The sequence below is a fragment of the Asaia sp. VD9 genome, assembly GCF_037150015.1.
Taxonomy (GTDB): domain Bacteria; phylum Pseudomonadota; class Alphaproteobacteria; order Acetobacterales; family Acetobacteraceae; genus Asaia.
Genome location: NZ_JBBCQM010000001.1, coordinates 434,486 through 458,845 on the forward strand (window position 1 = coordinate 434,486; position 24,360 = coordinate 458,845).

A 24,360-nucleotide genomic window follows, 5' to 3' on the forward strand; every position below is an offset into this window, starting at 1 on the left:
TCCATGCCGAAACGTACAGATATCTCGTCGATCCTCATCATCGGCGCTGGCCCCATCGTGATCGGCCAGGCCTGCGAGTTTGACTATTCCGGCACCCAGGCCTGCAAGGCGCTGAAGGAGGAAGGCTATCGCGTCATCCTCATCAACTCCAACCCGGCCACCATCATGACCGATCCGGGTCTGGCCGATGCGACCTATGTCGAGCCGATTACCCCGGAATTCGTCGAACGCATCATCCTCAAGGAAAAGCCCGACGCGGTTCTGCCGACGATGGGTGGCCAGACGGCTCTGAACGCCGCCATGGCGCTCGACAAGTCCGGCTTCCTCAAGAAGCATAATGTCGAACTGATCGGCGCCAATGCCGAAGTCATCGACCGCGCCGAGGACCGTCAGAAATTCCGCGAGGCCATGGACGAGATCGGCGTGGAATCCCCGCGCAGCACCATCGCCCATACCCTGGAAGAAGCCCGTGCGGCGCTGGAATCAGTTGGCCTGCCCGCCATCATCCGCCCCTCCTTCACCATGGGCGGCGCTGGTGGCGGCATTGCCTATAACCGTGAGGAATTCGACCAGATCGTGGCTGGCGGTCTCGATGCCTCCCCCACCACCGAGGTTCTGATCGAGGAATCCGTGCTGGGCTGGAAGGAATTCGAGATGGAAGTCGTCCGCGACAAGGCGGATAACTGCATCATCGTCTGCTCCATCGAAAATATCGACCCGATGGGCGTGCATACGGGTGACTCCATCACCGTCGCCCCGGCCCTCACCCTGACCGACAAGGAGTATCAGAAGCTCCGCGACATCTCGATTGCCTGTCTGCGCAAGATCGGTGTCGAGACGGGTGGGTCAAACGTGCAGTTCGGCATCAATCCCGATGATGGGCGTATTGTCGTCATCGAAATGAATCCGCGCGTGTCACGCTCCTCGGCGCTGGCCTCCAAGGCGACAGGTTTCCCCATCGCCAAGATCGCGGCCAAGCTGGCCGTGGGCTACACGCTGGACGAGCTCGCCAACGATATTACAGGCACGACGCCCGCCAGCTTCGAGCCGACCATCGACTATGTCGTGGTGAAGATTCCGCGCTTCACCTTCGAGAAATTCCCCGGTGCCCCTGCCCTGCTCTCGACCTCGATGAAGTCGGTGGGTGAGGCCATGTCGGTCGGTCGCTCCTTCGCCGAAGCCCTGCAGAAGGGTCTGCGCTCGATGGAAACGGGGCTGACAGGCCTCGACCCCGTCGAAGCCCCGGGCGACGGCTCGCTCGATGCCTATCGCGCCGCGCTCTCCGAGCCGCGCCCCGAGCGTATCCTCATGGCCGCACAGGCCATGCGCGCCGGGCTGTCCCTTGAAGACATCAATGCTTCCTGCCGCTTCGAGCCCTGGTTCCTGCGTCAGCTGCACGATATCATCGTCACCGAGAACGAGATTGCCGCCAATGGCCTGCCCAAAGATGCCCGCAATCTGCGCCGCATCAAGGCGCAGGGCTTCTCCGACCGCCAGCTTGCCCGTCTGACGGGCCAGAGTGCCGAGGACGTCGCCGCATTCCGTCTCAAGCTTGCCGTGACTCCGGCCTATAAGCGCATCGATACCTGCGCAGGCGAGTTCGCCTCCGACACACCCTATCTCTACTCGACCTATGAGGGCGGGTTCGGTGTGCCGGAATGTGAAAGCCGTCCAACCGACCGCAAGAAGATCATCATTCTTGGCGGTGGCCCGAACCGTATCGGACAGGGTATCGAGTTCGATTATTGCTGTGTGCATGCTGCCTATGCGCTGCGCGAGGCCGGGTTCGAGACCATCATGGTCAACTGCAACCCCGAGACTGTCTCGACCGATTACGACACGTCGGACCGTCTCTATTTCGAACCGCTGACCGATGAAGATGTGATCTCTCTCATCCGCACCGAACAGGCTGGTGGCGAGATTCTGGGCTGCATCGTGCAATATGGTGGCCAGACCCCGCTGAAACTGTCGCGTGCGCTTGAAGCCGCTGGTATTCCGCTGCTCGGCACCCCGGCTGACGCCATCGACCGTGCAGAAGACCGCGAACGCTTCCAGGCCCTGCTGCGCAAGCTTGGCCTGCGTCAGCCCGAAAACGGCATTGCCCGTACGCCGGGTGAAGCCGAAGCCGTGGCCGAAAAGGTTGGCTACCCGGTCGTGGTTCGTCCGTCCTATGTGCTGGGCGGCCGTGCGATGGAGATCGTCTATGATCCGGCAGGGCTCCAGCGCTATCTGCGCAATACGCTCGTTCTGGCCGGGGCCGAGGTCTCTTCCGGCCCGATCCTACTCGACCGCTATCTAAACGACGCCATCGAAGCCGATGTGGACTGCATCTGCGACGGACAGGACGTATATGTCGCGGGCGTGATGGAGCATATCGAGGAAGCCGGTATCCATTCCGGTGACTCTGCCTGCTCGCTGCCGCCCTATACCCTCTCCCCCGCCATTGTGACCGAGCTGAAGGCCCAGACCGAAGCCATGGCGCGTGAGCTGGGCATCGTCGGTCTGATGAACGTGCAATACGCCATCAAGGACCACGAGGTTTTCGTGCTCGAGGTGAACCCGCGCGCCTCGCGCACGGTGCCTTTCGTCGCCAAGGCGACCGGCGTGCCGGTGGCCAAGATTGGCGCCTGCGTGATGGCAGGCGCCAAGCTTTCGAGCTTCAAGCTCGATGGCGATGCCATTGCGCCGCACGTGGCCGTCAAGGAAGCCGTCTTCCCGTTCCATCGCTTTGCCGATACGGACACCATTCTCGGGCCGGAAATGCGCTCGACGGGTGAAGTCATCGGTCTCGACAGCAGCTTCGAGCGCGCCTTTGCCAAGTCGCAGCTTGGTGCCGGTGTGGTCCTGCCCCAGGCGGGTGCGGTGCTGCTCTCGGTACGCGATGGACACAAGACACAGCTTCAGGCGCTTGGGCGCAAGCTGATCGAGATGGGCTTCAGCATCCTCGCCACTCGCGGCACGGCAGCCCGCCTTGAAGAGGCCGGTATTCCCGTCAAGCGCGTGAACAAGGTGCTGGAAGGCCGCCCGAACTGTGTCGATGCCATCCGCTCGGGTGACGTGCAGCTTGTCATCAACACCGCTCAGGGCGCCCAGGCCGTGCGCGACAGTTTCGATATCCGTCGCTCCTCGCTGCTCGGGGGTGTGCCCCATTTCACCACCCTCGCGGGCGCGCGGGCGGCGATCTATGCCATCTCGGCCATCAAGGATGGCGAGCTGGATGTGGCGCCGCTTCAATCCTACTTCAAACGCGCCTTCTGAGGCGGCGGAGCTTTGTCCCTTTCCCCTGCCCGATTTTTTGACCGGGTGGGGGTTTGGCGAGGCTCTGCCTCGTGCTCCGGAAAGGGGGTCGCCCCTCTCATCCTTATTCTACGGGTGCCGTGCATTCCTGCATCGCCACCTCCGGTAGAGGATCTCCAAAGGGCAACCGCCCTCTGACGGGTCTCAGGACGGAGACCTGTTTCCCTTCCCCCATTGATCAACTCTGTACAAAACAGGGTCTCCTTCCGAGGCTTGCCTTGAATTCACGCCCCGGAAGCCCTAATTTATCTGATCAAATTGCGGGCGGGGATTGTCTCATGCCCATCCATGCCCCGTGCAGGGCCCCGGGACATCTTGTCTCAGGGCGCTGCGCGAGGGCTGAACTCGTTTTGGGGAATGCGCTGTGCAGAAGATTCCGATGACCGGTGAAGGTTTGACCCGTCTAGAAGATGAACTGCGTCGGCTGAAAAGCGAAGACCGTCCTGCCGTCATCCGCGCCATTGCCGAGGCACGCGCCCATGGCGATCTTTCGGAAAATGCCGAATACCACGCTGCACGCGACCGCCAGTCATTCATCGAAGGACGCGTTCTCGAACTTGAGGAACTGATCTCGACCGCCGAGGTCATCGATCCCTCGCAGCTCTCGGGCGATACGGTGAAGTTCGGCGCCCATATCGAACTGGTCGATGAGGAAACCGACAAGGAAAGCAGCTATCAGATCGTGGGCGTCCACGAGGCTGATATCAAGCTTGGCCGTCTCTCCGTTTCCTCGCCGCTTGCCAAGGCGCTCATTGGCAAATCCGTGGGCGACAGCGTGACCGTACCCACGCCCGGTGGCGACAAAAGCTATGAGATCCTGACCGTCGTTTTCAAATAAGCGGATCAGCATCAGCACGGGCTGGCGTCTGGCTGTTTCGGGCGGCCGGCCCCAAAGCAAGAAAAGAAGACCGTGTCTGAAAGCCTCACCCTCTCCTTCGCCGATATCCTTGCCGCTCATGAGCGGATCGCCCCGCATATCATGCGTACGCCCAGCATTCGCTGCGCCGCGCTCTCCAAGATGACGGGCGCGGATATCTGGCTGAAGCTCGAGAATTTGCAGGCTGTGGCCTCGTTCAAGGAGCGTGGCGCTGCCAACAAGCTGGCGCTCCTGAGCACGGATGAGAAAAAGCGCGGCGTGATTGCCGTCTCGGCGGGCAATCACTCTCAGGGCGTGGCGCGTCATGCCAGCCTGCTCGGCATTGATGCCACCATCGTCATGCCCCGTCATACCCCTTCCGCCAAGGTGGAACGCACACGCGGCTGGGGCGCTCATGTCGTGACCGATGGCGAGGATTTCGCCGAGGCCTCACTCGTCGCCGAAGAGATCCGTCAGAAGCACGGCCTCGTTCTGGTGCATCCCTTCAATGACGTAGCCGTCATGGCCGGTCAGGGGACATTCGCCATCGAGCTGATAGAAGATAGTCCGGCGCTCGATTATCTTGTTCTGCCCATTGGCGGCGGCGGGTTGATCAGTGGCTCCGCCATCGCGGCGGCCGCTCTCAGCCCCAACACGAAGATCATCGGTGTCCAGGTTGAGAGCCATGCCTCGCTCTCCGCGTTCCCCGAAGCAGCGGTTCAGGCGCGCGGCGGCTCTACCATCGCCGAGGGCATCGCCGTCATGCAGATTGGCAATACCTGTTTCGAGACGGTCAGCCCACTCCTGGATCGGGTCCTGGTCGTGACCGAGTTGCAGGTGGAATCCGCTATTGCCCATCTGGCCGAGCAGGCGAAGCAGGTCTCTGAAGGCGCTGGCGCCGCAGCACTCGCCGCCGTCATGGCCTATCCCGAAATCTTTGAGGGCAAGCGTGTGGCCCTGCCAATTACGGGCGGGAATATCGGCACGCGTATCTTCGCCAATACGCTGCTACGCGCGCTGCGCCGCGACGGTCGCCTGCTGTCGCTCACCTTGCAGATACCTGATCGCCCCGGCGTTCTGGCTGACATCTCGACCCGCATCGGTAATGCGGGGGGTAATATCATCGAGGTATCTCATCAGCGTCTCTTCGCTGCGCCTTCGGTTCAGACGGCGGAGCTGGAGATCATGATCGAAGCCCGAGACGGCACCCATGCCGATCAGATCGAGGCCGATCTGCGCAGCCACTATCATCTTGTGCGTGGTTAAGGCTCTGCCCGCTCACTACGAGCGGGCATCTGCGCGGAGGTGACTCGTCCTCCGCTTGACGGAATTGATCCGGCTGTACCCATCCGGCAGGGCATAAAACGTAGTCCGCTATGCCTTGTCGTAAGGGGCTCATCTTCCCTACTCGCCCTGGCAGCATATCCTGTGCAGAAAGACACATGGGCACGGTCTTGTCCCAGCCGTCGCGAAAATGCGGTACCGCGAAGATAATCAGCGACAGCGGATCGACGAGCGTAATTTAGGATGCATTCCTGAGCCGCATCTGCGGCAAAGCATGCGGTATCCATGGTAATCACAGGATCACTCACCGCGCGTTCTTCCGCGCGTCTTGCGCTTGCGAGCGCATGAGACGCGCTCACGGACAGGGACTCTCATCGCCCTGCCCATGAAACCGAGAGCCTCAGCCCTCGAGGAACCCCTCACGCTTCAGGACCTCGATGGCCGCACGGATACGGTGACCGTAAGTATGCTCACTCATGGTCCGCTCCTGAGCGCGACGGGCCATTTCGATGCAGAGCGGCGTATCGTCGATATAGCGCGCCACGAGACGGTCAAAATCGATCTTGTTCGAGAAAGTCGGGATCTCTTCGGCCGTGAAATAGCGGCGCAGTTCGTACGTGTCTTCATGGAAGACTTGGAACGCCCCCGCTGCCGCCGCCTCAAACGTGCGCGGCCCCGGCGTGGAGGGTGCGATCATGAAGCGCTTGTTCTCGAAATGAAGCGAGCGGCCAAGATTCAGAACGAGCTTGGAGCGGCGGTAGAGTTCGATCAGCTGAGCTTTCTCGATACGCGCATCGGAAAAGCCGATACCAAACTCACCCCAGCCCGGACCGATGATCTTGACGTTCAGGTTGCGCAGTGTCGGCATCAGGTTGCGCACGATATCCTTGCGGCTCGTGAACGCCACGCCACAGAACAAGACGTCGATCGATTTCTCTACCCCAGCCTCGATCGGCGCGTAATGCAGCTTTCGGCTCGCCGCGAGAGGCAGATGATAGACGCGCTCGCGCTGGTAGAAATTATGGCCCCAGCGATCGCAGGAGAACACCACATCGAAATCATCGGTGATGCGGTAATTCGCATCCTGCTCGTAGGGATCTTCTGTAGCCCAGAAAACAGTAATGGCACCGATCTTCTTTGCCTCACGGCATACCTCCCCGAAATAGGTGCTCTCCGGGAGATAGGAGCCGATAGCGAAGACGATCGTCGGTTGCAGGCGCTCGATCGAGGCTGCGGCACCGCTGATATGCACGGCAATCACGTTCTCATCGCCGAAGCATTCCGCCCAGCCATCCATGATCGACTCACGAATCTGAGCGTTGGCTTGGGACTCGTAGCGACCGCCACTGCACACGAGCACACGCTGCGTCCTGCCAGCAGCCTGCGTTTCTCTGGTTTTCTTAACTGCTGACATGATTTCTCAATCCGTTCTTCATTCCGACCGATAGCGGCATTCGCACTATTGATCCTGTCTCAGACATGGCCGCCGGCATGCTCAATGCTGGCTTCAACAATCGCTCCCAGCGCTGTCCTGAACCGCGCAGGATCGCAGTCGCGCTCCACCGCGTGCAAGACGCCGCTGCGAATCATCTTCCATTTTTCTTCGTTCTCGTAGAGTTCGGCCATCGCAAATGCGAAAGCGATCGGATCCTCACTCGAGACACTGACGATCTCTGCACCGTCGCGCCAGGCCATCTGCGTGGCGAGAAGCCGCGTTGCGACCACCGGCAGGCCGAATGACGCGGCCTCATGAACCTTGTAGGGCAGACCGCTCGCATAGCGCGTCGGCGCTACAAAGATGCGATGCGTGGCATAAAGGGCCGAAAGGTCCTCGACCGGTCCCAGCCAGTTCACGCGCCTCGACGCCCGTAACAACGTCGTATCCACAGCTGGGTGAACATATCCCGCGACGGTCAGTTTCACATCCTCGGGGAGATGCTCGTCCAGCTCGGGCAATACATCCTCGATGAGCCAGATGAGGCTATCGAAATTCGGCGCATCGCGCTCATGCAGCGCACCCACGAACAGGAAATCTTTGCGCTCATGAAAAGAGGCCGCATCGGGGCGCAAGGGCATGGAATGGCCGAGTATGCTGACATTGCCATAGCCGGCGCCACGTATGAGCCCGGCATCATGTGCAGACACCGCAATGATCTGCTGACAGTAATGAGCCGCCTCGAGCTCGCGCAACACCATCTCATCCAGAGACGGAAGCGCCTCCTTCGGTGGGTGAAACCGCGCCTTCTCGATCGTCCTCGGCGCTGCAACGACCTCGGTGTCCAGAATGATGCTGCCAGTGGGGAGATGACGGCCCAACTCGGAGAGCACCGGCAGCAGGCGTATCAGGTTATGCGTGCGCCCGATCCAGACCAGATCATAATATCCAGCGCGCTCCTCGATGAAGCCGGCAAGATCAGCCAGATCGCTCTGTGCCATGACCTCGACATCGTCGGGGAAATCCGAAGCAAGATCGTTATAGGTGACAGCACGCGGGAGGACAGGAAAAACGGTAACCTGATAGCCGAGCGCGCTCATCGCCCAGACAAGATCGTTGGAACGCACATAACCTGAACCGAGCGACCGCAACGGGATGCGATCTTCTATGAACAGGATCTTACGACGCGTGCTGCGCGGCGAGCGTGCAAGGACGGCATTGCTCAGATGGGCCGGAAGTTTGTGCCGCAGATAATCCTGATGCTGCCGCCCGAAGATGCGATGATTGATCTGCATCTGTGCGTGAGAGCCAGCTGTCCCGGAACTGCCGAATTCGAGATGCTCGACCATGACCGTCGGATCATAGACGATACGCTGCCCCGAGCGCGTGATCCGTAGGCAGAAATCCGTATCCTCGAAATAGGCCGGTCGATAGATCGGGTCATACCCGCCCAGAGCCCGCGCGATACCACTCCGTACGAGCAGAAACGCGGCGGAGCAGTAATCCACGTCCCTGACGAAATTCGCTTCGGCAATATTGGGATCGTCATCACGGCGATAGCCATAGGTCGCGCCGCCACGCCAGACGATCGACCCCGCCTCCTGCAGCTTCATGTTGCTGCGCACCAGCTTCGCCCCGACCGCAGCAATATCCTCAGCAGCCTGAAGCCGCGACAAGGCATTGCGGATCGCGTTCGGAAAAAGGCGCAAATCATTATTGAGGTAGAGCAGATGGGGCGCACGCACGCGTTCGAGGGCCGCGTTGCAGCCATCAAGATAGCCGATATTGTAACGATAGCGCAGGATCTCGGCACCGAGCACGTGTTGCTCAATCCGGATGGTCTCGTCCGTCGAGGCGGAGTCTACCAGAATGAGCTGTAACGCGCCCGGGTAATTGGCCCGTAGCGAGGCCAGGGCCTGCATCGTCAGCGTGAATTTGTTATGCAGCACTACGATGACGGAAAGCTCGGGCTCGCCACCATGGGTGAAATCCGGACGATTGGCCTGCCCCATTGCCCGGAGCAGGATACGCGCCTCCGCCTCGAAATGAAGCCGGGTCTGCGCCTCATCTGGGGGAGGCAGATCGATGCTGGTGCCGTATCTCACCCGCTGCGCGACCCAGCAGGCAAAAGTGTCGTTATGGACGCCCGCAGCGATCAGCGCGCGGATATGGGGGCGGTTCGTGACAACCTTGAGCTCGATCCCGTCGATGGGATTGCGCCCCTCGGAAACGCCATTGCGCAGGAAATGGTCGTAGCCGTTGCGGAACGTACCGTTTTCGATGCTCGGAAGCACATCCACATTGATCCGACAGTAGTACTGCTCGTCAAAATAGGATTGCGGACTGAACTGACGGGGGGTCTGGTTCGCAAGATAATGGTGCAAGAGTGACTTATATCGCCCGGCTGCCACCTCATGAACCGCCTCGGGATAGGTTTGCCCATACCAGATCGGGTCGAAGTACCACGACAGGCGGAACTGATCTGCAAGTTCCGGATGATGCACGATCAGCGTGTCAAACGCACCATGCCCCCCCAGCAATGCACTCGGCTCCGCCTCACCGATCGCGGCAAAACTGCCCGGGTCCAGAAACCAGTGACCGCTCAGTCCGTCAGCATCGCCCGTTTCCAGGAAATGGTCGTAGCCATTCACATAAAGCCCATTGGCGACCGCAGCGATGACCGGCGTCGCGTGATGGAACCGGTAATAATCCTCCGAGAACAGCCAGTGAGGCGCATGAGTTGCAAAACCCTTCCTGCAGTAGTGATCGAAACCGGACGCGATCTCTCCGCGGCAGATCTGCGCGTAGATCTCGGGATAGGCCTGTCTGTACCACGTCTCGTCGAAGTAGCGGTTCGGCGACAATCCATAGGACTTGCCGATCGTCTCATAATGCTCCTCGGCCCCGCGCAACCCGTTGGTATCGATCTCGTCAACCGCCTTCGGGTTCTCGCGCAGGTACCACTCCTCATCGATGACCCGCCATTTTGGTTTGCGCTCATACTGCATCAGACGGTTCCGCGTCCTGTTCAGAGGGCCAGTTCGGGCACGAGACTCGCTTCGATCATCTGATTGACCTCGTGCACGATCGCGTCCGTCACCTCTGCATGGGCTACCGAGGCAATGATCCCGCCCGTGACCGTAACGACGATATCCAGCGTCTTGATGCCGATCTGCTCACCCACCGCGTTGACGAGGCAGAGCCTGTAGGGGCCATCCATGTCATCGGCATAGCCCGATGCCAGAGAGAGCCAGCCCTCGAAGCCGACGCAGAGCGGTGCATCATCGAAGATCGTCTTCACGTCGTGACGCAGGAAGCGATTGAGCGCGAAGAAGAATACCCCGCCCCGATGACCGCCCACCAGAGCCACCGACATCGTCCCAGCCCGTTGAAGGTGACGCAGGAAGCCCCAGCCACGAATGAACAGATTGGCATCATCGGTCAGCAGCGGAGCCGGATCACCGATCAATCCGCTCAGCGAGTCGATATAATGCTGGAAATCCGTAGCGGCGGGGTGGAAACCGCTGCGGCGTTGCAAGGCACTGAGCTTGATACCACGCCAATTCCCATCGGCGTGGGAAACACGCGCGAAATCAAGCATGATCTGATCATTCGATGGGCGCTCGATCCGCAGTTCGCTGATCTTCCCATCCTTGACCGTGATCTCGGCGGAGGTGACCATGAAGGCACCGGCACCGTTGACGATGTTGACCAGGGCAACGCGGAACACGCCCTCACACCATTTACCACGCAGGGCCGCCTGACCGGCAAAGCCCGAGCGGCGAGGTGCATTGGGGTAGATCGACACAACGTCGCCGCGCGCCTCACGAATGCAGGGCAGGAAGATCATTGGCGTCGTTTCGTCGCCGATCAGCACCGCATACATCGAGCCGGCCGAGCTCACGCCCGGCAGGACATGCCAGCCTCGGATATGGAACTCGTAGGCACCGGAGAAATCTTCGGGCTCGTTCTCGGCAAGGACGAAATTACAGACATCGTCGATGTAGTATTCGGCTCCCTGGATCGAGAACCAGTCCGTCACGGGCTCTGGCAGTTCAACCGTCAGATCGCGAATCGTCGGCGGATCGAAAATATGGCGCGGCGGCGCTTGATGACGCCAGGACGCATGCGGGAGCAGGTGTACCTGACCGGCATCGATCTGCATCTCGGCCGTGCCAAGTTCACGTACGGGAGCCGCCTGCTGATACACCTCGCGCATGTCGTTCGCGTAGGTTTCAGCCTGGGTCCAGAGCGCGGGGCTGATAGCGCCCATGATCTTGCGCCGAATGACCTCGGAGGAACGCAGCAGTTCCAGGCGCTCAAGCACCATATTGGCGCGCCCGATAGGCACCTTGAAGCCGTTCACCCCATCCTCGACGCGATCACCCAGCGCGCCGACATCGGTGACGATGGGGATTAGCCCGTTCTGCCAGGCCTCGGAGAGGGAGATGCAATAGGTCTCGGGCCAGATCGACAGGTTGAGCGCAACGTCTGCCACCTGCAGCGCGGCGATGTCCCCTGCGGTGTAACGCCCGTAAACCTTCACGTTCGGGCGCGGCTTTCCATTGATCACCGCGTCATATTCAGGGTGGATATAGCCGAAAATATGGAATTCGAAATGGTCGGGATGGGCGATCTCGATCAGGTTCAGAATCGTATCCGCGCCCTTGGTACGCAGGAAATTGCCCACGATCGCGACCTTGAGCGGTCGCTCGCCCAGCGGCTCATAGGCCTTGGGCACGATGGGAATCGTGTTCTCGGGCGAAGGAATGCCGAGGATGAGGCTGCTCTTCTGATCCAGGATCGGATAGATCTCATGGGTCAGGTTGCGCGAATGCTTGGTCCCGAACAGGAACAGATCGACCGAATGAAGCATCTTCGCGATGAAGGCGCGTCGCGTCTGTTCGCCGCCATATTCGATATTCTCGGCGACCTTCAGAATGATGTCGCTCGCAACGACCGATTTCACTTCATCCTCGATATAACGAAGATCCTGGTTGAGGAGGTTGTAGCGCGAGGAGATCAGCCAGAAATCATGTGCCGAGAACACCACCCCGGCCCCGCAGGCCTTGGCGATGATCGGTAGCGACAGAGCATGATGGCCGAGATGCTGGAAGTGGACGATATCGAAATTGTACTGGCTGATAGCGTTTGAGAACGCCATCTCTTCCGGACCATCGCACATGGCGTCCATCCAGCCGACTTCAGGCACATCGTAACGTTCGACCTCCTGACCATTGGCGGTTGTCAGACGGCAATGGGTTCCACGACGCAGCCAGTAGAAAAATTCGATCTCGCGCCCGAGCATGGAACACAGCGTCTGCTGATAGACCTCGACACCACCCCATGCGGCTTCATGAATAGTGGAGTGGGTGCACATCAGCACACGCAGACGACGGCGGCGCGGCGCAATGGCCGCTCCAGGCAGGGTACGACCGAAATTGGCCTGGGTTACCTCGGCAATCCGGCGCAGGCGATGCTCGTAAAGATGGCCCTCGAGCACGGATTTCTGGGCGGCAGAGGCGGCCTCGTGACGCAGATTGCGATCATTCAGCAAAGCCGCGACGGCACTGACCACGCCATCGATATCACGTGCCAGAAAAGTCCCGCCAACCTCGGCGAAATATTTGGTGTCCATGCTCTCGGGTGCTTCGACCACCTGGGCAGCACCGGCGAGGGCCAGCTCATAGAAACGCGGTCCAGGAGCGGTTGCCTGGCTGACATCACCATGGCTCGCATAGTCGCGGAACATGGTAAGGGTGACCGCGCTCGCATTGGCAAAATCGATGAATGCCTCGTGGCTGACCGGGCGCTGGATCGCCAGCTCCGCCAGATCTGCGGGAAGAGGCGGCAGATATTCATTGCCCGGACAGATCAGCTTGAGACGCGCCTGAGGAAAGGCGGCGATGATACGGCGCAGGGTCTCGACGCGATTGGGCCACATCGTTCCAGCAAAGAAGATGTCGTAATCCAGCGCCTCGGCAGGCTTGATCTCGCGCTCGTGGATGGAAAGGCTTGCCCCCAGGGGCAGATAATGCCCCTTGCCCTTGTAATGATCGGCACAGGACGGGTCGTTGGTAAAGACGTAATCGAAGAGATGGGAGTTCTCGACATTGAAATCCCGCATGAAGGGATCTTCGAATGTCCAGAGGATCATCGTCTTGAAGGCCGGGCGGATACGCCGCATGAGCTGGGTATTGATACGCTGTCCATCGATGCAGATCAGCGTGTCATGCTCACCTGAAGCCGCTGCTGCCGCCAGGGTCATGTTATCGGCCAGAACAATCTGTTCGGCGCCGAACAGGGTACGTGCGGCTCTCTCGACCGCCAGGGTCAGATAGGAATTGGGGTTATGGGTGTAGTTCGTATTGTAAATAACAGCCATGTAGACCCCGCCTGCCGATTTCAGTGACTGACCGGCGTGACCGGACCCGTCGATTACCTTGGCTTTAACCCAAATGCGGGAAACCTAAAAGTCTTCGTGAGGCTGTTTTCAGATGATGTAGCGTGTCAAACCGAACACAAAAAATAAAAGGGCTGCCGAGGCAGCCCTTTCATAGTGTTTCAACAGATTAACTGTCGATTACACTTCGGTATTGCGGCGACGGATCGCTGCACCGAGGATATCGCCAAGCGATGCGCCGCTATCGGACGAGCCATACTCGTTGATCGCTGCCTTGTCTTCCTCGACCTCACGGCCACGGATGGTCAGGGCCAGCTTGCGCGAGGCACGGTCGACAGACACGACCTTCGCATCGACCTTCTCGCCAACCGCGAAGCGCTCGGGGCGCTGCTCGGCCTTGTCACGAGCCAGTTCGGCGCGACGGATGAAGCCGGTCAGGACGTCGTCCACCTTCACTTCGATGCCGTTGGTCTGAACAGAGGTCACAACGCAGGTCACGATATCGCCCTTGTGGACGCGCGACAGCGTGTCGGCTGCAGGGTCTTCCTGGAGCTGCTTGATACCGAGCGAGATGCGCTCCTTCTCGGGATCCACGTCGAGGACCTTGGCCTGAACGACCTGACCCTTCTCGAACTTCGCCATGGCAGCTTCGCCAGCTTCGTCCCAGGAAAGATCGGACATGTGCACCATGCCGTCGATATCGGCAGAGAGACCCACGAACAGACCGAATTCGGTGATGTTGCGGATTTCGCCTTCGATGGTCGAACCGACCTTGTGCTCTTCGGCGAACTGCTCCCACGGGTTGCGCTGAACCTGCTTCAGGCCGAGCGAGATACGACGCTTGGCGCTGTCCACGTCGAGAACCATGACGTCGACTTCCTGCGAGGTCGCGACAAGCTTGCCCGGATGGACGTTCTTCTTCGTCCAGGACATCTCGGAAACGTGCACCAGACCTTCGACGCCCGGCTCGAGCTCAACGAATGCACCGTAATCGGTGATGTTCGTGACGCGCCCCGAGTAGCGAGCACCCGGCGGATACTTGATCGCCACGTTCTCCCACGGATCAGCCTCAAGCTGCTTCATGCCCAGCGAGATGCGCTGCGTGTCGGAGTTGAAGCGGATGACCTGAACGCGAACCGGCATGCCGATCTGCAGCGCTTCGGACGGGTGGTTGATGCGCTTCCAGGCAATGTCGGTGACATGCAGAAGGCCGTCAACGCCGCCGAGATCAACGAACGCACCATAATCGGTGATGTTCTTGACCACGCCGTCGAGGATCATGCCTTCCTTCAGGCCCTGGATCAGCTCGGAGCGCTGCTCTGCACGGGTCTCTTCAAGAACGGCACGACGCGAGACAACGATGTTGCCACGGGCGCGATCCATCTTGAGGATCTGGAAAGGCTGGGGCTGACCCATGAGCGGAGCGACATCGCGCACGGGGCGGATATCGACCTGGCTGCCCGGAAGGAACGCCATGGCGCCGCCCAGATCAACCGTGAAGCCGCCCTTGACGCGACCATAGATCGTGCCGTTGACGCGCTGGTTGTTGGCGAATGCACGCTCGAGCGAGGTCCAGGCCTCTTCACGACGAGCCTTCTCGCGCGACAGCACGATGGAGCCGTCACGGTCTTCGTAGCGCTCGACATAGAGTTCGATCACGTCGCCCGGACGCACGTCAGGCGCAACGCCCGGCGGTCCGAATTCCTTGAGCGAAACGCGACCTTCGCTCTTGAGGCCGACATCGACGATCGCATATTCATCCGTCAGACGGATGACGCGACCGGTAACGACGGAGCCGTCAAAGCCCGTGTCCTGGCCGAGGGTCTCGTCAAGAAGAGCTGCGAAGTCTTCGACGGTGTTGGTGGCTGAAGCCATGTGTTTTCGTAATCCTGGGCCGATCATGATGATCGGGCCAATGTCTGCGCCCGGCATCTTGCCCGGACGACGTGCTCATGATCCTGGTCCACCCATGAGCCTTCGATGAGAACCGACCCGACCAGTATCCGGAAGCGGGCGCGCGCAGGGGACATTACGCTGGCTGACGTCAGACACCCGCAGCGGGGTGCTTGTCAACACAAACCTCGGTTTCAGGCCTGTTTTCGGGGAGAACGCCGACCCGAGCGCCTCCCTCGGGAGGGTAAATCGGGTGGACGCCTCAGGCCGTGAAGGCTGTACTACAGAGACAGCTTTGGCATACTGCTTCGGCCAACCTCGCTACCGGGACGGCACTATCCGCCCCGGCGAGCGCCGTGAAGCAATTATCAGGCGCCGAAACGCGCCCTGACGACCGAAAGCGCCTGGGCCAGCACGGCTTCGGCATCGAGATGATCCGTCTCGACCAGAACGGCATCCTCCGCCTGACGCAGCGGGGAAACCGGCCGCTCTGCATCCTTTCGGTCACGCGCCTCGATTTCAGCCGTCAGGGCAGAAAGGGCCGCTTCGTCATGCGCACTGACGCCATGGAGTTGCTGATAACGCCGCAAAGCGCGCACCGCGGCACTGGCCGTGACAAAGAACTTCAGATCGGCGTCGGGAAACACGACCGTACCGATATCGCGCCCATCGATCACCGCACCGCTCGCAGTGGCGAACTCACGCTGCCGCTTCAACAAAGCGGCGCGTACGGGCGGCTGAGTGGCCACCGAGCTGGCGCCGCGATCGATCTCGGGAACGCGCAGATCGTCTCGTAGCAGGTCAGCGGGCTGCAGGCTCTGTGCAGTCTTCTCGCCATCATCGGCAGAGGGATCGAGTCCGGCAATCAGCATCTGCCGCGCCACCGCGCGATAGAGCAGCCCGGTATCGAGATGCGGCAAGCCAAGCGAGGCTGCGAGCGCCTTGGCCAATGTGCCCTTGCCCGCAGCGGCAGGGCCATCGACTGCTATGATCAGACGCATCAGAGCGCTGCCCCAAGAGCCGCCATCAGGGATACGAAGCCCGGGAAGCTCGTATTGATGAAGCCGGTATCATCCACCATGACCGGTTTTTCTGCGGCCAGACCGAATACAATGGCACTCATGGCAAGGCGATGATCCATGCGCGTCTCGACCAGACCGCCACCGAGCCCTTCGGCGCTGCCGCGCCCTTCGATGATCATGTCATCCCCCTCGACGCGCACCGTGGCCCCATTGGCCTTGAGCAGCGCCACAGTGGCGGAAAGACGGTCGCTTTCCTTCACACGCAGTTCTTCAAGGCCACGCAGACGCGAGGTTCCGGTCGCGAAGGCGCAGGCGACGGCCAGAACAGGATATTCATCGATCATCGACGGTGCCCTGTTGGCGGGCACATCGACGCCACGCAGCGCGGCACTACGCACGACGAGATCGCCTACGGGTTCGCCCCCCTCGACACGCTCATTCTCGATATCGAGAACCGCGCCCATTTCGCGCAGCGTCGTGAACAGACCTGTCCGCAGCGGATTCAGCCCCACATTCGGCAGACGGATTTCAGAACCGGGCACGAGAGAGGCCGCCACGATCGGAAAAGCTGCCGAAGAGGGATCGGCAGGCACGACCACGTCACGCGCAACGAGTCGGGTCGGGCCTTCCAGGGTGATGATGCGGCCGCCCGCAGGCGTAAGGCCCACATCCACGCCGACACCGAAATGACGCAGCATGTTTTCCGTGTGATCGCGCGTCGCTACCGGCTCTTCCACACGCGTCTTGCCATGCGCGTTCAGACCGGCCAGCAGGATGGCGGATTTCACCTGAGCCGAAGCGACAGGCAGACAATAGGAGAGCGGCGCCGCATCGCCCGTTCCGATGATGGCCATGGGCAGCTTTTCGCCATGACGCGTGGCAAAACAGGCGCCATTGCCCGAGAGAGGCTGGGTCACACGACGCATAGGGCGTCCGCGCAGCGATGCATCGCCCGTCATGAAGCTCGTGATGGGATGGCTAGCCAAAATACCGGACAGCAGACGCGCTGCTGTTCCCGAATTTCCCATATCGAGTACATCGGCGGGCTCGTCCAGCGCGCCAACCCCTTTGCCGTCGATCACCCAGCGGTCCGTTTCACGCGTGATGGTGGCGCCAAGCGCGCGCATCGCATCGGCGGTGCGCAGCACGTCCTCGCCCTCGAGCAGACCCGTGACGACGGTACGTCCTTCCGCAAGAGAAGCCAGCATCAGGGCGCGATGACTGATCGACTTGTCACCGGGCACACGAATCGTTCCCCGCAGCGGGCCGGGATTGCGCGCAACGGAGAGAGGAATGACAGGGGCAGAAGGATGATGTTCCATGATAGCGTTCATTCCGATGCGCGCCCGTCCCTGTCAATCGCCCCGACCTGATTCCCGGCGGGTTTTAACATCAAAAACCCAGCTTGCATTTGACATCACGAACGCAAGCTGGCATGGCCCCGTGCTTCGCGGCGCAAGCCGTTTCCCTTTTCAACCGGTTCAGGATCGACAGGTAGTCATCATGGCAAAACCAGAACTCGGTCTGAAGCGCATTTGCGTCTCTTGCGGCGCGCGTTTCTACGACCTGAATCGCGCTCCCGCGATTTGCCCGAAATGTGGCGCAGAACAGCCCAGCGATCTGCCCCTTCCCAAGCGCGGTGGCGAGATCCCCGCAGATCAGACCAAGAATGATCCCAAGAGCGACGAAGATGATATCGATGTCGATCTCGATGCGGATGATGATGGCGATGATGACGTGATGGAAGATGCGTCAGATCTCGATGATGACGATGATGATCTCGGTTCCGAGATCGAAGTCACCACCGACAACGACGATAACGAAAACTGATGTCCCTGAGAAAAGCCGGTCTGACCGGCTTTTTTCTTTGGAGCATGGCCTCCTCTCCTGCCCTCGCCGAGACAGCCGCTCACCTGAAACACGCGCTGGCCAGTCAGCACAGCGCGACCCGTGTGCTGCAGGTCTATTGCGCGCGCATCGCTCCGGGCGTTCCCGTCACGGCGATTGCCCAGCCGGACCAGAATGACCGCACGCCCCCGGCCCTTCTCGGCGCTACGTTCCATCTGGGTGCGCACGAAACGCTACTCGCCCGGCATGTGAGCCTGCAATGTGGAACGCTCGTGCTGTCGGATGCCTGGAACTGGTATGTGCCGGAACGCCTCACACCGGAAATGAATCATCAGCTCCAGACGACCGATATTCCATTCGGCCGGGTGGTGGCCCCGTTGCACTTCACTCGCGTGCCGCTGTCGAGCGTCTCTGAAGGACTCCCCCCAGGCATATTGCTCCGCAACACGGCCATGCTCACCCGCCAGAGCGACCAGATGCCCTTTTCACTTGTCGAGGAAAACTACCTGATCGCCGGGTTCGCCCGGTTCAAGGATACCAGCGACTGAAAGACACCGACGACCGGGAGGTTTTCAGACCGTTGTCGCCCCTTCACGCCACATCTCTACCAGAGCCGCCCATCGCGCCCGCACATCGCTGTCGATACGATCGTCGCATTGCATGATCTGATCACTTTGCTCGACGAAGTCCCGTATCTGCGCCTTGAATCGCTGCACGATCTGCTCGCAGGCATCCTGCACACCGGGGAGGCGCATGAGTTGTCTCACGCCGCGCTGTATATCCTCAACCAGCGGCAAGGCAGGCTGACCGCCCGAGCTCTCGAGACGGTTGAGGAATATCTCGAAGATCGCAGGCGTATTGTACCGGAAGCTTTTGTCGATCAGGACACCCTTGCCGTCATTCTCGCCCCGGGCGAATTTCCAGACATATTCTTCCAGCGAGCGCACATGATAATGGCAAATCCGGCCATTGATCGTAGGTTTGACTGAGAAGCTGCGATCGTGATCACCGGGATCTCCCGAGCTATGCTTCTCACCATCGATCGTCATGTAGGAAACCGTGCGGCGGTCTCGCGTGAGTGGATGATGGGGCGAGGCCCCGGAGAAATGGCTGGTTCTGAAGACGGCTTTCACCAACGGATTCGGCTCGGTTTCCACAAAGCGCTCTGATGACAGGCCAGGCGCCCATACCAGACGACGATTAGCGCCAAACACGCGCCAGGACAGTGTCACGACCTCCGCCCCCTCGCGTTCACGGGCAGCAAGGAGGGGTGGCAGCTTGTAGTCGAAACCCGCAGCGGGAAGGACCATTTCATCCAGGTCCACCACGAGGCACCAGCGATAGTCCAGCAAATCGGGGATCAGCATCAAGGCGTGATGATACGCCTTGTCCTGCATATTGATCCGCTCAGGCGAGGCGCCCGTGTTATCGATCCAGATGATCTCGCCCGCTTCGGCAAGACGGCTCAGAAGCACGTCCGATCCATCCGTCAGGTTGTTGGTATAGATGAAGAACTGCTCGACGCCTATGCGACGGTGGTGCGCAATCCACTCGATCAGATAAAGGCCTTCATCCCGGGCCGTTGCGAGAAGCGCCAGGGTCTTGCCCGGCCTGACAGCCTGACGCGCCATCGCGAGCAGACGCGCGCCGAAACTGTAATGGCCGTAGGCTATCGTGTTGGCGCCAAAGCCCAGAAAATCATAACGGGCATCGGCAGATCGGATCGGGGCGGCATACCCGTTTTGCCACTGATGCAGGTTTCTGAAGCCGTCGCGTATCCATTCAGGCTCCGGCAAGGTCGCCAGGATCGAGGAACAATACCGGGCGCACGCATTTCCCGGCATATCGAGATCGGTGACGAAAAGAGACGCGAACGCCTGACCGCTCTCGGTCGAGAGCATGTCGCAAAGCATCTCAAGGAGAGGCGGCTGCAAGGAGGGAGGACAGGCCGCCAGAGCGCCCGCCAGTTCCTGCGGCTTATCCAGAGCGCCCAGAAGCTGGGCACCGTGCTCGGCCAGGTCACCGGGAAACGGGCTTTCGGAATGGCTCACAGGATCGAAGAGGAAAAGCTCCCAATCGGAAATGAGTTCGCGGTTATCGTATATCCGGCCGGTGCCCTCTTCCGCGCTGAGCAGTCGCGGGCCACGATATGGCTTGAGTGCGTGGCGACCCTCGCCGAAATCGATCACGGTGCAGGCTCGAAAGGCGGGACTCCAGCCCCCTCGCTGGACCTCCGATGCCTCTGTCGGCCAGTCACCGTCATAACCGATGAGCAGCGCAAAGTCCGGATGGCCGGACCAGCGCATGGCAATCGTCTGGCTCGGTACAGCCCCGGGAGCCAGATGCGCCATTTCGCGAGTCTGCGGGTCGAGAGAGATCAGTGTCCGATGATGGGTTACAACGCGGGAAATGGTGCAGGTCATGCGCTCACCATCTGCCATCCGGCAGGTCATCGATGCCATCTCGCCCTGTACGCCTCTTTTTCTTGATCAAGCGCGCCATTGTAAGTGCTGGCCGCCATCGAGCGCAATCATCTGCCCGGTTACTGAAGGCATTCGCAATAAAGCTGTCGCGGCTGTGACGATTTCCTGCGGGTCGGCGCCGGTCTGGAGCGGTGCACTGAGACGCATCGCCTCGAAATGCTCCTGACTTTGTCCAATGGCGGGCAGAACCGGACCGGGGCCGATGGCATTGACCCGTATGCGTGGCGCGAGCGCGAGCGCCATGGTCTGGGTCAGAGTCCAGAGCCCCGCCTTGGAGAGGGTATAGCTGACGAAATGAGGGGTGAGATTCCAGACACGCTGGTCGAGCAGGTTGAGAATCAAGCCCCGAGCGTCTTCCGGCAAGGCGCGGGCGAATTCCTGCATCAGGATGAACGGGGCACGCAGATTGGTTTCGAGATGACGGTCCCAGGAATCACGCGTCACATCCTGCCATTCGTCGCGTTCGAAAGCGGAGGCGTTGTTGATCAGCACGCCGATCGGTCCAAGCGCTTTTGTCGCATCGCTCACCAGACGGGCTGTCTCGTGCTCCCGCATCAGATCGGCCTCAAGCACACAACCAGTCACATCGAGAGTGGCCAGAAGCGCACGCGCCTCATCGGCATGGCTGCGGCAATGCAGCGCAATGGCAAAGCCCTCATGGGCAAGCGCCTCGACCAGCGCACGCCCGATGCGACGCGCGCCCCCTGTGATCAACGCGACGCGTGGGATATCAGACGGCACAGGCGCGAATGGTGAAGCAGATTTCATAGGGCCGGACGCCGTGCTGAAAGCGCTGCGGCCAAGGTCCCGTCATCAAGCACGTCCAATGCGCCTCCGATCGGCACACCATGACCCACACGCGTGACGGTCACCTCATGGGCCGCCAGTTTCTCCTGGAGCCAGTGCGCGGTGCTCGCCCCCTCGACCGTGGCTCCCAGCGCCAGAATGACCTCGCGCACCTCACCCGAAGACACGCGAGACAGGAGGGAAGCCGTATTAAGGTCCTCGGGACCGATCCCGGAAAGCGCCGAGAGCACACCGCCTAAAACCTGATAGGTCCCCGGATGCAGACGAGAGCGCTCGAGCGCCCAGAGATCCCCCACGGTTTCGACCACGCAGATCAACCCGTGATCCCGCGATGGATCGGCGCAGATAGAGCAGGGATCGCTACTGTCGAGCGTGCCGCAGACGGAGCATGTTCGTACTGATTGGGCCGCCTGCTCCATGGCTTGGGCCAGAGGCAGAAGCCGTGTCTGGGGGGCGCGCAGGAGGGTGAGTGCCGCGCGACGCGCCGAGCGCGGCCCCAGCCCGGGCAGGCGGGACAATAGCTGGATCAGCCTTTCAACATCCCCACCACCCATCATGGCTGCTGCCTCCTGTCCGGGGTGATCAGAACGGGAATTTCAGCCCAGCAGGCAGATCGATCCCGCCAGTCACCTTGCGCATTTCCTCGGCATTGGCGGCCTCGACCTTGCTCCGCGCATCGGCGAAAGCAGCTACGATCAGATCCTGAAGCATCTCGACCTCATTCGGATCGGCGAGCTTGGGATCGATGCGCAGCGCCCGCATATCGCCCTTGCCACTCAGCGTCACGCTGACCAGACCCGCCCCCGACGACCCTTCAACAGTGAGGGCGTTGAGCGTGTTCTGCACCTCTTCCATGCGCGACTGCATCTGGGAGGCCTGCTTCATGAGACCGGCAAGATTTTTCATCTGTTCATTTCCTTCTAATCAGAAAGAGGAGCCGCCACCGAAATCGTGCCAGTCATCGTCATCCATCAGATCGGCATCCAGCGGGGCAAAGTCCAGATCCGGCGCGGCGGGTTCTGCTGTCCAGCTCGCCGGTTCCTCCAGCTCCTCAGGGGGAAGTCCATACTCATCGAGCGAAAGATCCTTGGGCTCGCCGACACGAGCATCGGGAAACACATCAAGAATGGCGCGCAGCAGAGGGTGGGCGTGAAGCTCTTCACGCCGAAGCGCCACAATCTCGGCGCCCTGTTCATCGAGTGTCGGTTCGCCTTCTTCCTGCGAGGCTTCGACATGCCATTGGCCGGGATAGGTTTTCTCCAGCAAGGCCTGAAGACGCGTCTCGATACGGGGCGGCGTGCCGCGCGCCATGCGCAAAGCCACGTAAGGCGGCTCGAAGCGCACGAGATGGGCGGAGTGACGCAATGTCCCATGCAGCATGGCTTCGGACTGGCGCGCCACGAAAGCAACCATCTCCCGCCATGACCTCAAAGGGGGTGGCGGAGCTTCGGATGTCTCTCCCTCGGGGACCGGCGGGACAGGAACCAGTATAGGGGTAGGTGCCAGAGCCTGCGCCGGTGCGGAGGTCACGGGATCGTAAGCAACGCCGCCATTGGCCACGAGCCGCAGCGCTGCGCGGGGGCGATCATCCCCCCCGGTATCTCCCCCGTGCTGCGCAGCAGCGTAAGGGCCGGAAACCGAAGACGCGCCGTTCGAGCCCAAGGAAGTACCGCCCTGTATAGCCTCACCGCCGACGCTGGACGGATCGGATGCGCGCTCCTCGACGGGCATCTGAAGGACCATCCGCGCCACACGATCGGGCGTGGGCAGGGTGCTCGCATAGCAAAGGCGGATGAGCACCATCTCGGCAGCAGCACGACGATCCGGGGCCTGTTCGACTTCCTGAATGCCCTTCAGCAGGATCTGCCAGGCACGACCGAGCTCGGCATTGGGCAGGCGGTCTGCAAGAGACGCCCCACGATCGCGCTCGGCCTCAGGGAGTTCACGGCTGTGACGCAACGCCGGAATCGCCTTGAGGCGCGAAATCACATGAATCAGGTCGAGCAGATCTGCCAGCAGGATACCGAGATCGGCTCCCTGCGCGTAGGCCTGCCCCGAGATGGACAGCGCCTCGTCGGCCTTGCCCTGCATGAGTACTTCGAACAGGTCGAAAACGAGCTGACGATCGGCCAGTCCCAGCATGGCGCTGACCATCGGCGCTTCGATCTGCGCAGCGCCTTCGCCCTCGCCTTGCGCAATCGCCTGATCGAGCAGCGAGAGACCGTCGCGCACCGAACCATCCGCAGCCCGTGCAATGAGAGAAAGCGCTTCTTCAGAAAACGCGACCGCTTCCTTCTCCGCAATCCCGGCGAAATGCTGCATCAGCATTTCCTGCGGCACGCGACGCAGATCGAAACGCTGGCAGCGCGACAGCACGGTAACCGGTACCTTGCGCAATTCGGTGGTCGCGAAAATGAACGTGACCTGTTCAGGGGGCTCTTCCAGCGTCTTGAGCAATGCATTGAACGCATTGCGCGAGAGCATATGGACCTCATCGATGATGAAGACCTTCATACGCCCCTGCATCGGGCGGAATCGCGTCGCCTCGATGATTTCACGAATATCGTCCACGCCGGTACGCGAGGCGGCGTCCATTTCCAGCACGTCAGGATGACGGTCTGCCAGAATCGCCGTGCAATTGGCGCAGACGCCGCAAGGATCGGCCGTGGGGCCGCCCTGCCCGTCTGTCCCGATGCAGTTCAGTGCACGCGCAATGATACGGGCCGTGGTGGTCTTGCCTACGCCACGCACGCCGGTGAGCATGAAGGCATGCGCCACACGCCCGAGCTGAAAAGCGCGACGCAGGATACGTACCGTCGCATCCTGTCCGATCAGGTCATCAAAATGCTGGGGACGGTATTTGCGCGCGAGGACGCGATATGGCCCGCTCCGCTCGGATGTCGCCTTGGCAGGAGCAGCAGGCGTCGGCGTCGACGGGGCTACAGGGGGCTCATCGAAAAACCCTCCTGCCTCGGCGGGGGGGAGCGGAATTTCATCGTCATGAGGAGGGGGGTCTGAGGGCGTCATGAGGC

General features: G+C 60.8%; 16 protein-coding genes. 5 read left to right on the forward strand and 11 right to left on the reverse strand.

All coding sequences use genetic code 11. The annotated features are described in order from the left end of the window. Positions 1-3 precede the first annotated feature (3 nt). The 3 genes from carB to WFJ47_RS01985 all read left to right on the forward strand — a co-directional run bounded on the left by carB (position 4) and on the right by WFJ47_RS01985 (position 5,419). Positions 4-3,258: a carbamoyl-phosphate synthase large subunit gene (carB, locus tag WFJ47_RS01975; protein WP_336760519.1), complete on the forward strand. Its 3,255-nt coding sequence runs from the start codon at positions 4-6 to the stop codon at positions 3,256-3,258. A gap of 403 nt (positions 3,259-3,661) precedes the next feature. After that, positions 3,662-4,135 (forward strand): transcription elongation factor GreA, encoded by a 474-nt coding sequence (gene greA, locus WFJ47_RS01980; RefSeq protein ID WP_127102787.1) that lies wholly within the window; start codon positions 3,662-3,664, stop codon positions 4,133-4,135. A gap of 72 nt (positions 4,136-4,207) precedes the next feature. Beyond that, positions 4,208-5,419 carry a threonine ammonia-lyase gene (locus tag WFJ47_RS01985; protein WP_336760523.1) on the forward strand — a complete coding sequence of 404 codons (1,212 nt, stop codon included), beginning with the start codon at positions 4,208-4,210 and terminating at the stop codon, positions 5,417-5,419. A 418-nt stretch (positions 5,420-5,837) separates the two neighbouring features. On the opposite strand, the gene WFJ47_RS01990 is transcribed toward WFJ47_RS01985, so the two are convergent. The 6 genes from WFJ47_RS01990 to aroA form a co-directional block, all read right to left on the reverse strand. Continuing rightward, a complete protein-coding gene (locus tag WFJ47_RS01990) occupies positions 5,838-6,851 on the reverse strand; it encodes a glycosyltransferase (RefSeq protein ID WP_336760525.1) in 1,014 nt (337 codons plus the stop codon). Positions 6,852-6,910: 59 nt separating this feature from the next. After that, on the reverse strand, positions 6,911-9,880 hold the full coding sequence (locus tag WFJ47_RS01995) for a glycosyltransferase (RefSeq protein ID WP_336760527.1): 2,970 nt from the start codon (positions 9,878-9,880) through the stop codon (positions 6,911-6,913). Between the two features lie 20 nt (positions 9,881-9,900). Next, on the reverse strand, positions 9,901-13,257 hold the full coding sequence (locus WFJ47_RS02000) for a glycosyltransferase (protein ID WP_336760529.1): 3,357 nt from the start codon (positions 13,255-13,257) through the stop codon (positions 9,901-9,903). A 198-nt stretch (positions 13,258-13,455) separates the two neighbouring features. Beyond that, positions 13,456-15,150 (reverse strand): 30S ribosomal protein S1, encoded by a 1,695-nt coding sequence (gene rpsA / locus WFJ47_RS02005; RefSeq protein WP_127102783.1) that lies wholly within the window; start codon positions 15,148-15,150, stop codon positions 13,456-13,458. A gap of 386 nt (positions 15,151-15,536) precedes the next feature. Beyond that, the gene (gene cmk / locus WFJ47_RS02010) at positions 15,537-16,169 is read right to left on the reverse strand and encodes a (d)CMP kinase (RefSeq protein WP_127102782.1); all 633 of its coding nucleotides are present in this window, start codon (positions 16,167-16,169) and stop codon (positions 15,537-15,539) included. Next, positions 16,169-17,512, reverse strand: coding sequence for a 3-phosphoshikimate 1-carboxyvinyltransferase (gene aroA, locus WFJ47_RS02015; protein WP_233582123.1), 1,344 nt, complete (start codon positions 17,510-17,512; stop codon positions 16,169-16,171). The genes cmk and aroA overlap by 1 nt, the downstream gene beginning before the upstream one ends. 181 nt (positions 17,513-17,693) lie before the next feature. Here aroA and WFJ47_RS02020 point away from each other — a divergent pair, with 181 nt between their 5' ends. Both WFJ47_RS02020 and WFJ47_RS02025 read left to right on the forward strand, forming a co-directional pair. Beyond that, positions 17,694-18,020 (forward strand): FYDLN acid domain-containing protein, encoded by a 327-nt coding sequence (locus WFJ47_RS02020; protein ID WP_127102907.1) that lies wholly within the window; start codon positions 17,694-17,696, stop codon positions 18,018-18,020. Beyond that, positions 18,020-18,586, forward strand: a complete 567-nt coding sequence (locus tag WFJ47_RS02025; protein ID WP_336760534.1) for a hypothetical protein — start codon at positions 18,020-18,022, stop codon at positions 18,584-18,586. Before WFJ47_RS02020 ends, WFJ47_RS02025 begins: the two co-directional genes overlap by 1 nt. 24 nt (positions 18,587-18,610) lie before the next feature. Here the strand turns inward: WFJ47_RS02025 and WFJ47_RS02030 are convergent, their stop codons facing one another. From WFJ47_RS02030 to WFJ47_RS02050, 5 genes are read right to left on the reverse strand one after another with little or no spacing between them, the layout of a single operon-like run. Beyond that, positions 18,611-20,491, reverse strand: coding sequence for a glycosyltransferase family 2 protein (locus WFJ47_RS02030; protein ID WP_336760536.1), 1,881 nt, complete (start codon positions 20,489-20,491; stop codon positions 18,611-18,613). 36 nt (positions 20,492-20,527) lie between these two features. After that, positions 20,528-21,289, reverse strand: a complete 762-nt coding sequence (locus tag WFJ47_RS02035; protein ID WP_336760538.1) for an SDR family oxidoreductase — start codon at positions 21,287-21,289, stop codon at positions 20,528-20,530. Continuing rightward, a complete protein-coding gene (gene recR, locus WFJ47_RS02040) occupies positions 21,286-21,885 on the reverse strand; it encodes a recombination mediator RecR (RefSeq protein ID WP_336760540.1) in 600 nt (199 codons plus the stop codon). Before recR ends, WFJ47_RS02035 begins: the two co-directional genes overlap by 4 nt. Positions 21,886-21,910: 25 nt before the next feature. Next, a complete protein-coding gene (locus WFJ47_RS02045; protein WP_127102776.1) occupies positions 21,911-22,234 on the reverse strand; it encodes a YbaB/EbfC family nucleoid-associated protein in 324 nt (107 codons plus the stop codon). An 18-nt stretch (positions 22,235-22,252) separates the two neighbouring features. Then, positions 22,253-24,355: a DNA polymerase III subunit gamma/tau gene (locus WFJ47_RS02050; protein WP_336760543.1), complete on the reverse strand. Its 2,103-nt coding sequence runs from the start codon at positions 24,353-24,355 to the stop codon at positions 22,253-22,255. Positions 24,356-24,360 lie beyond the last annotated feature (5 nt).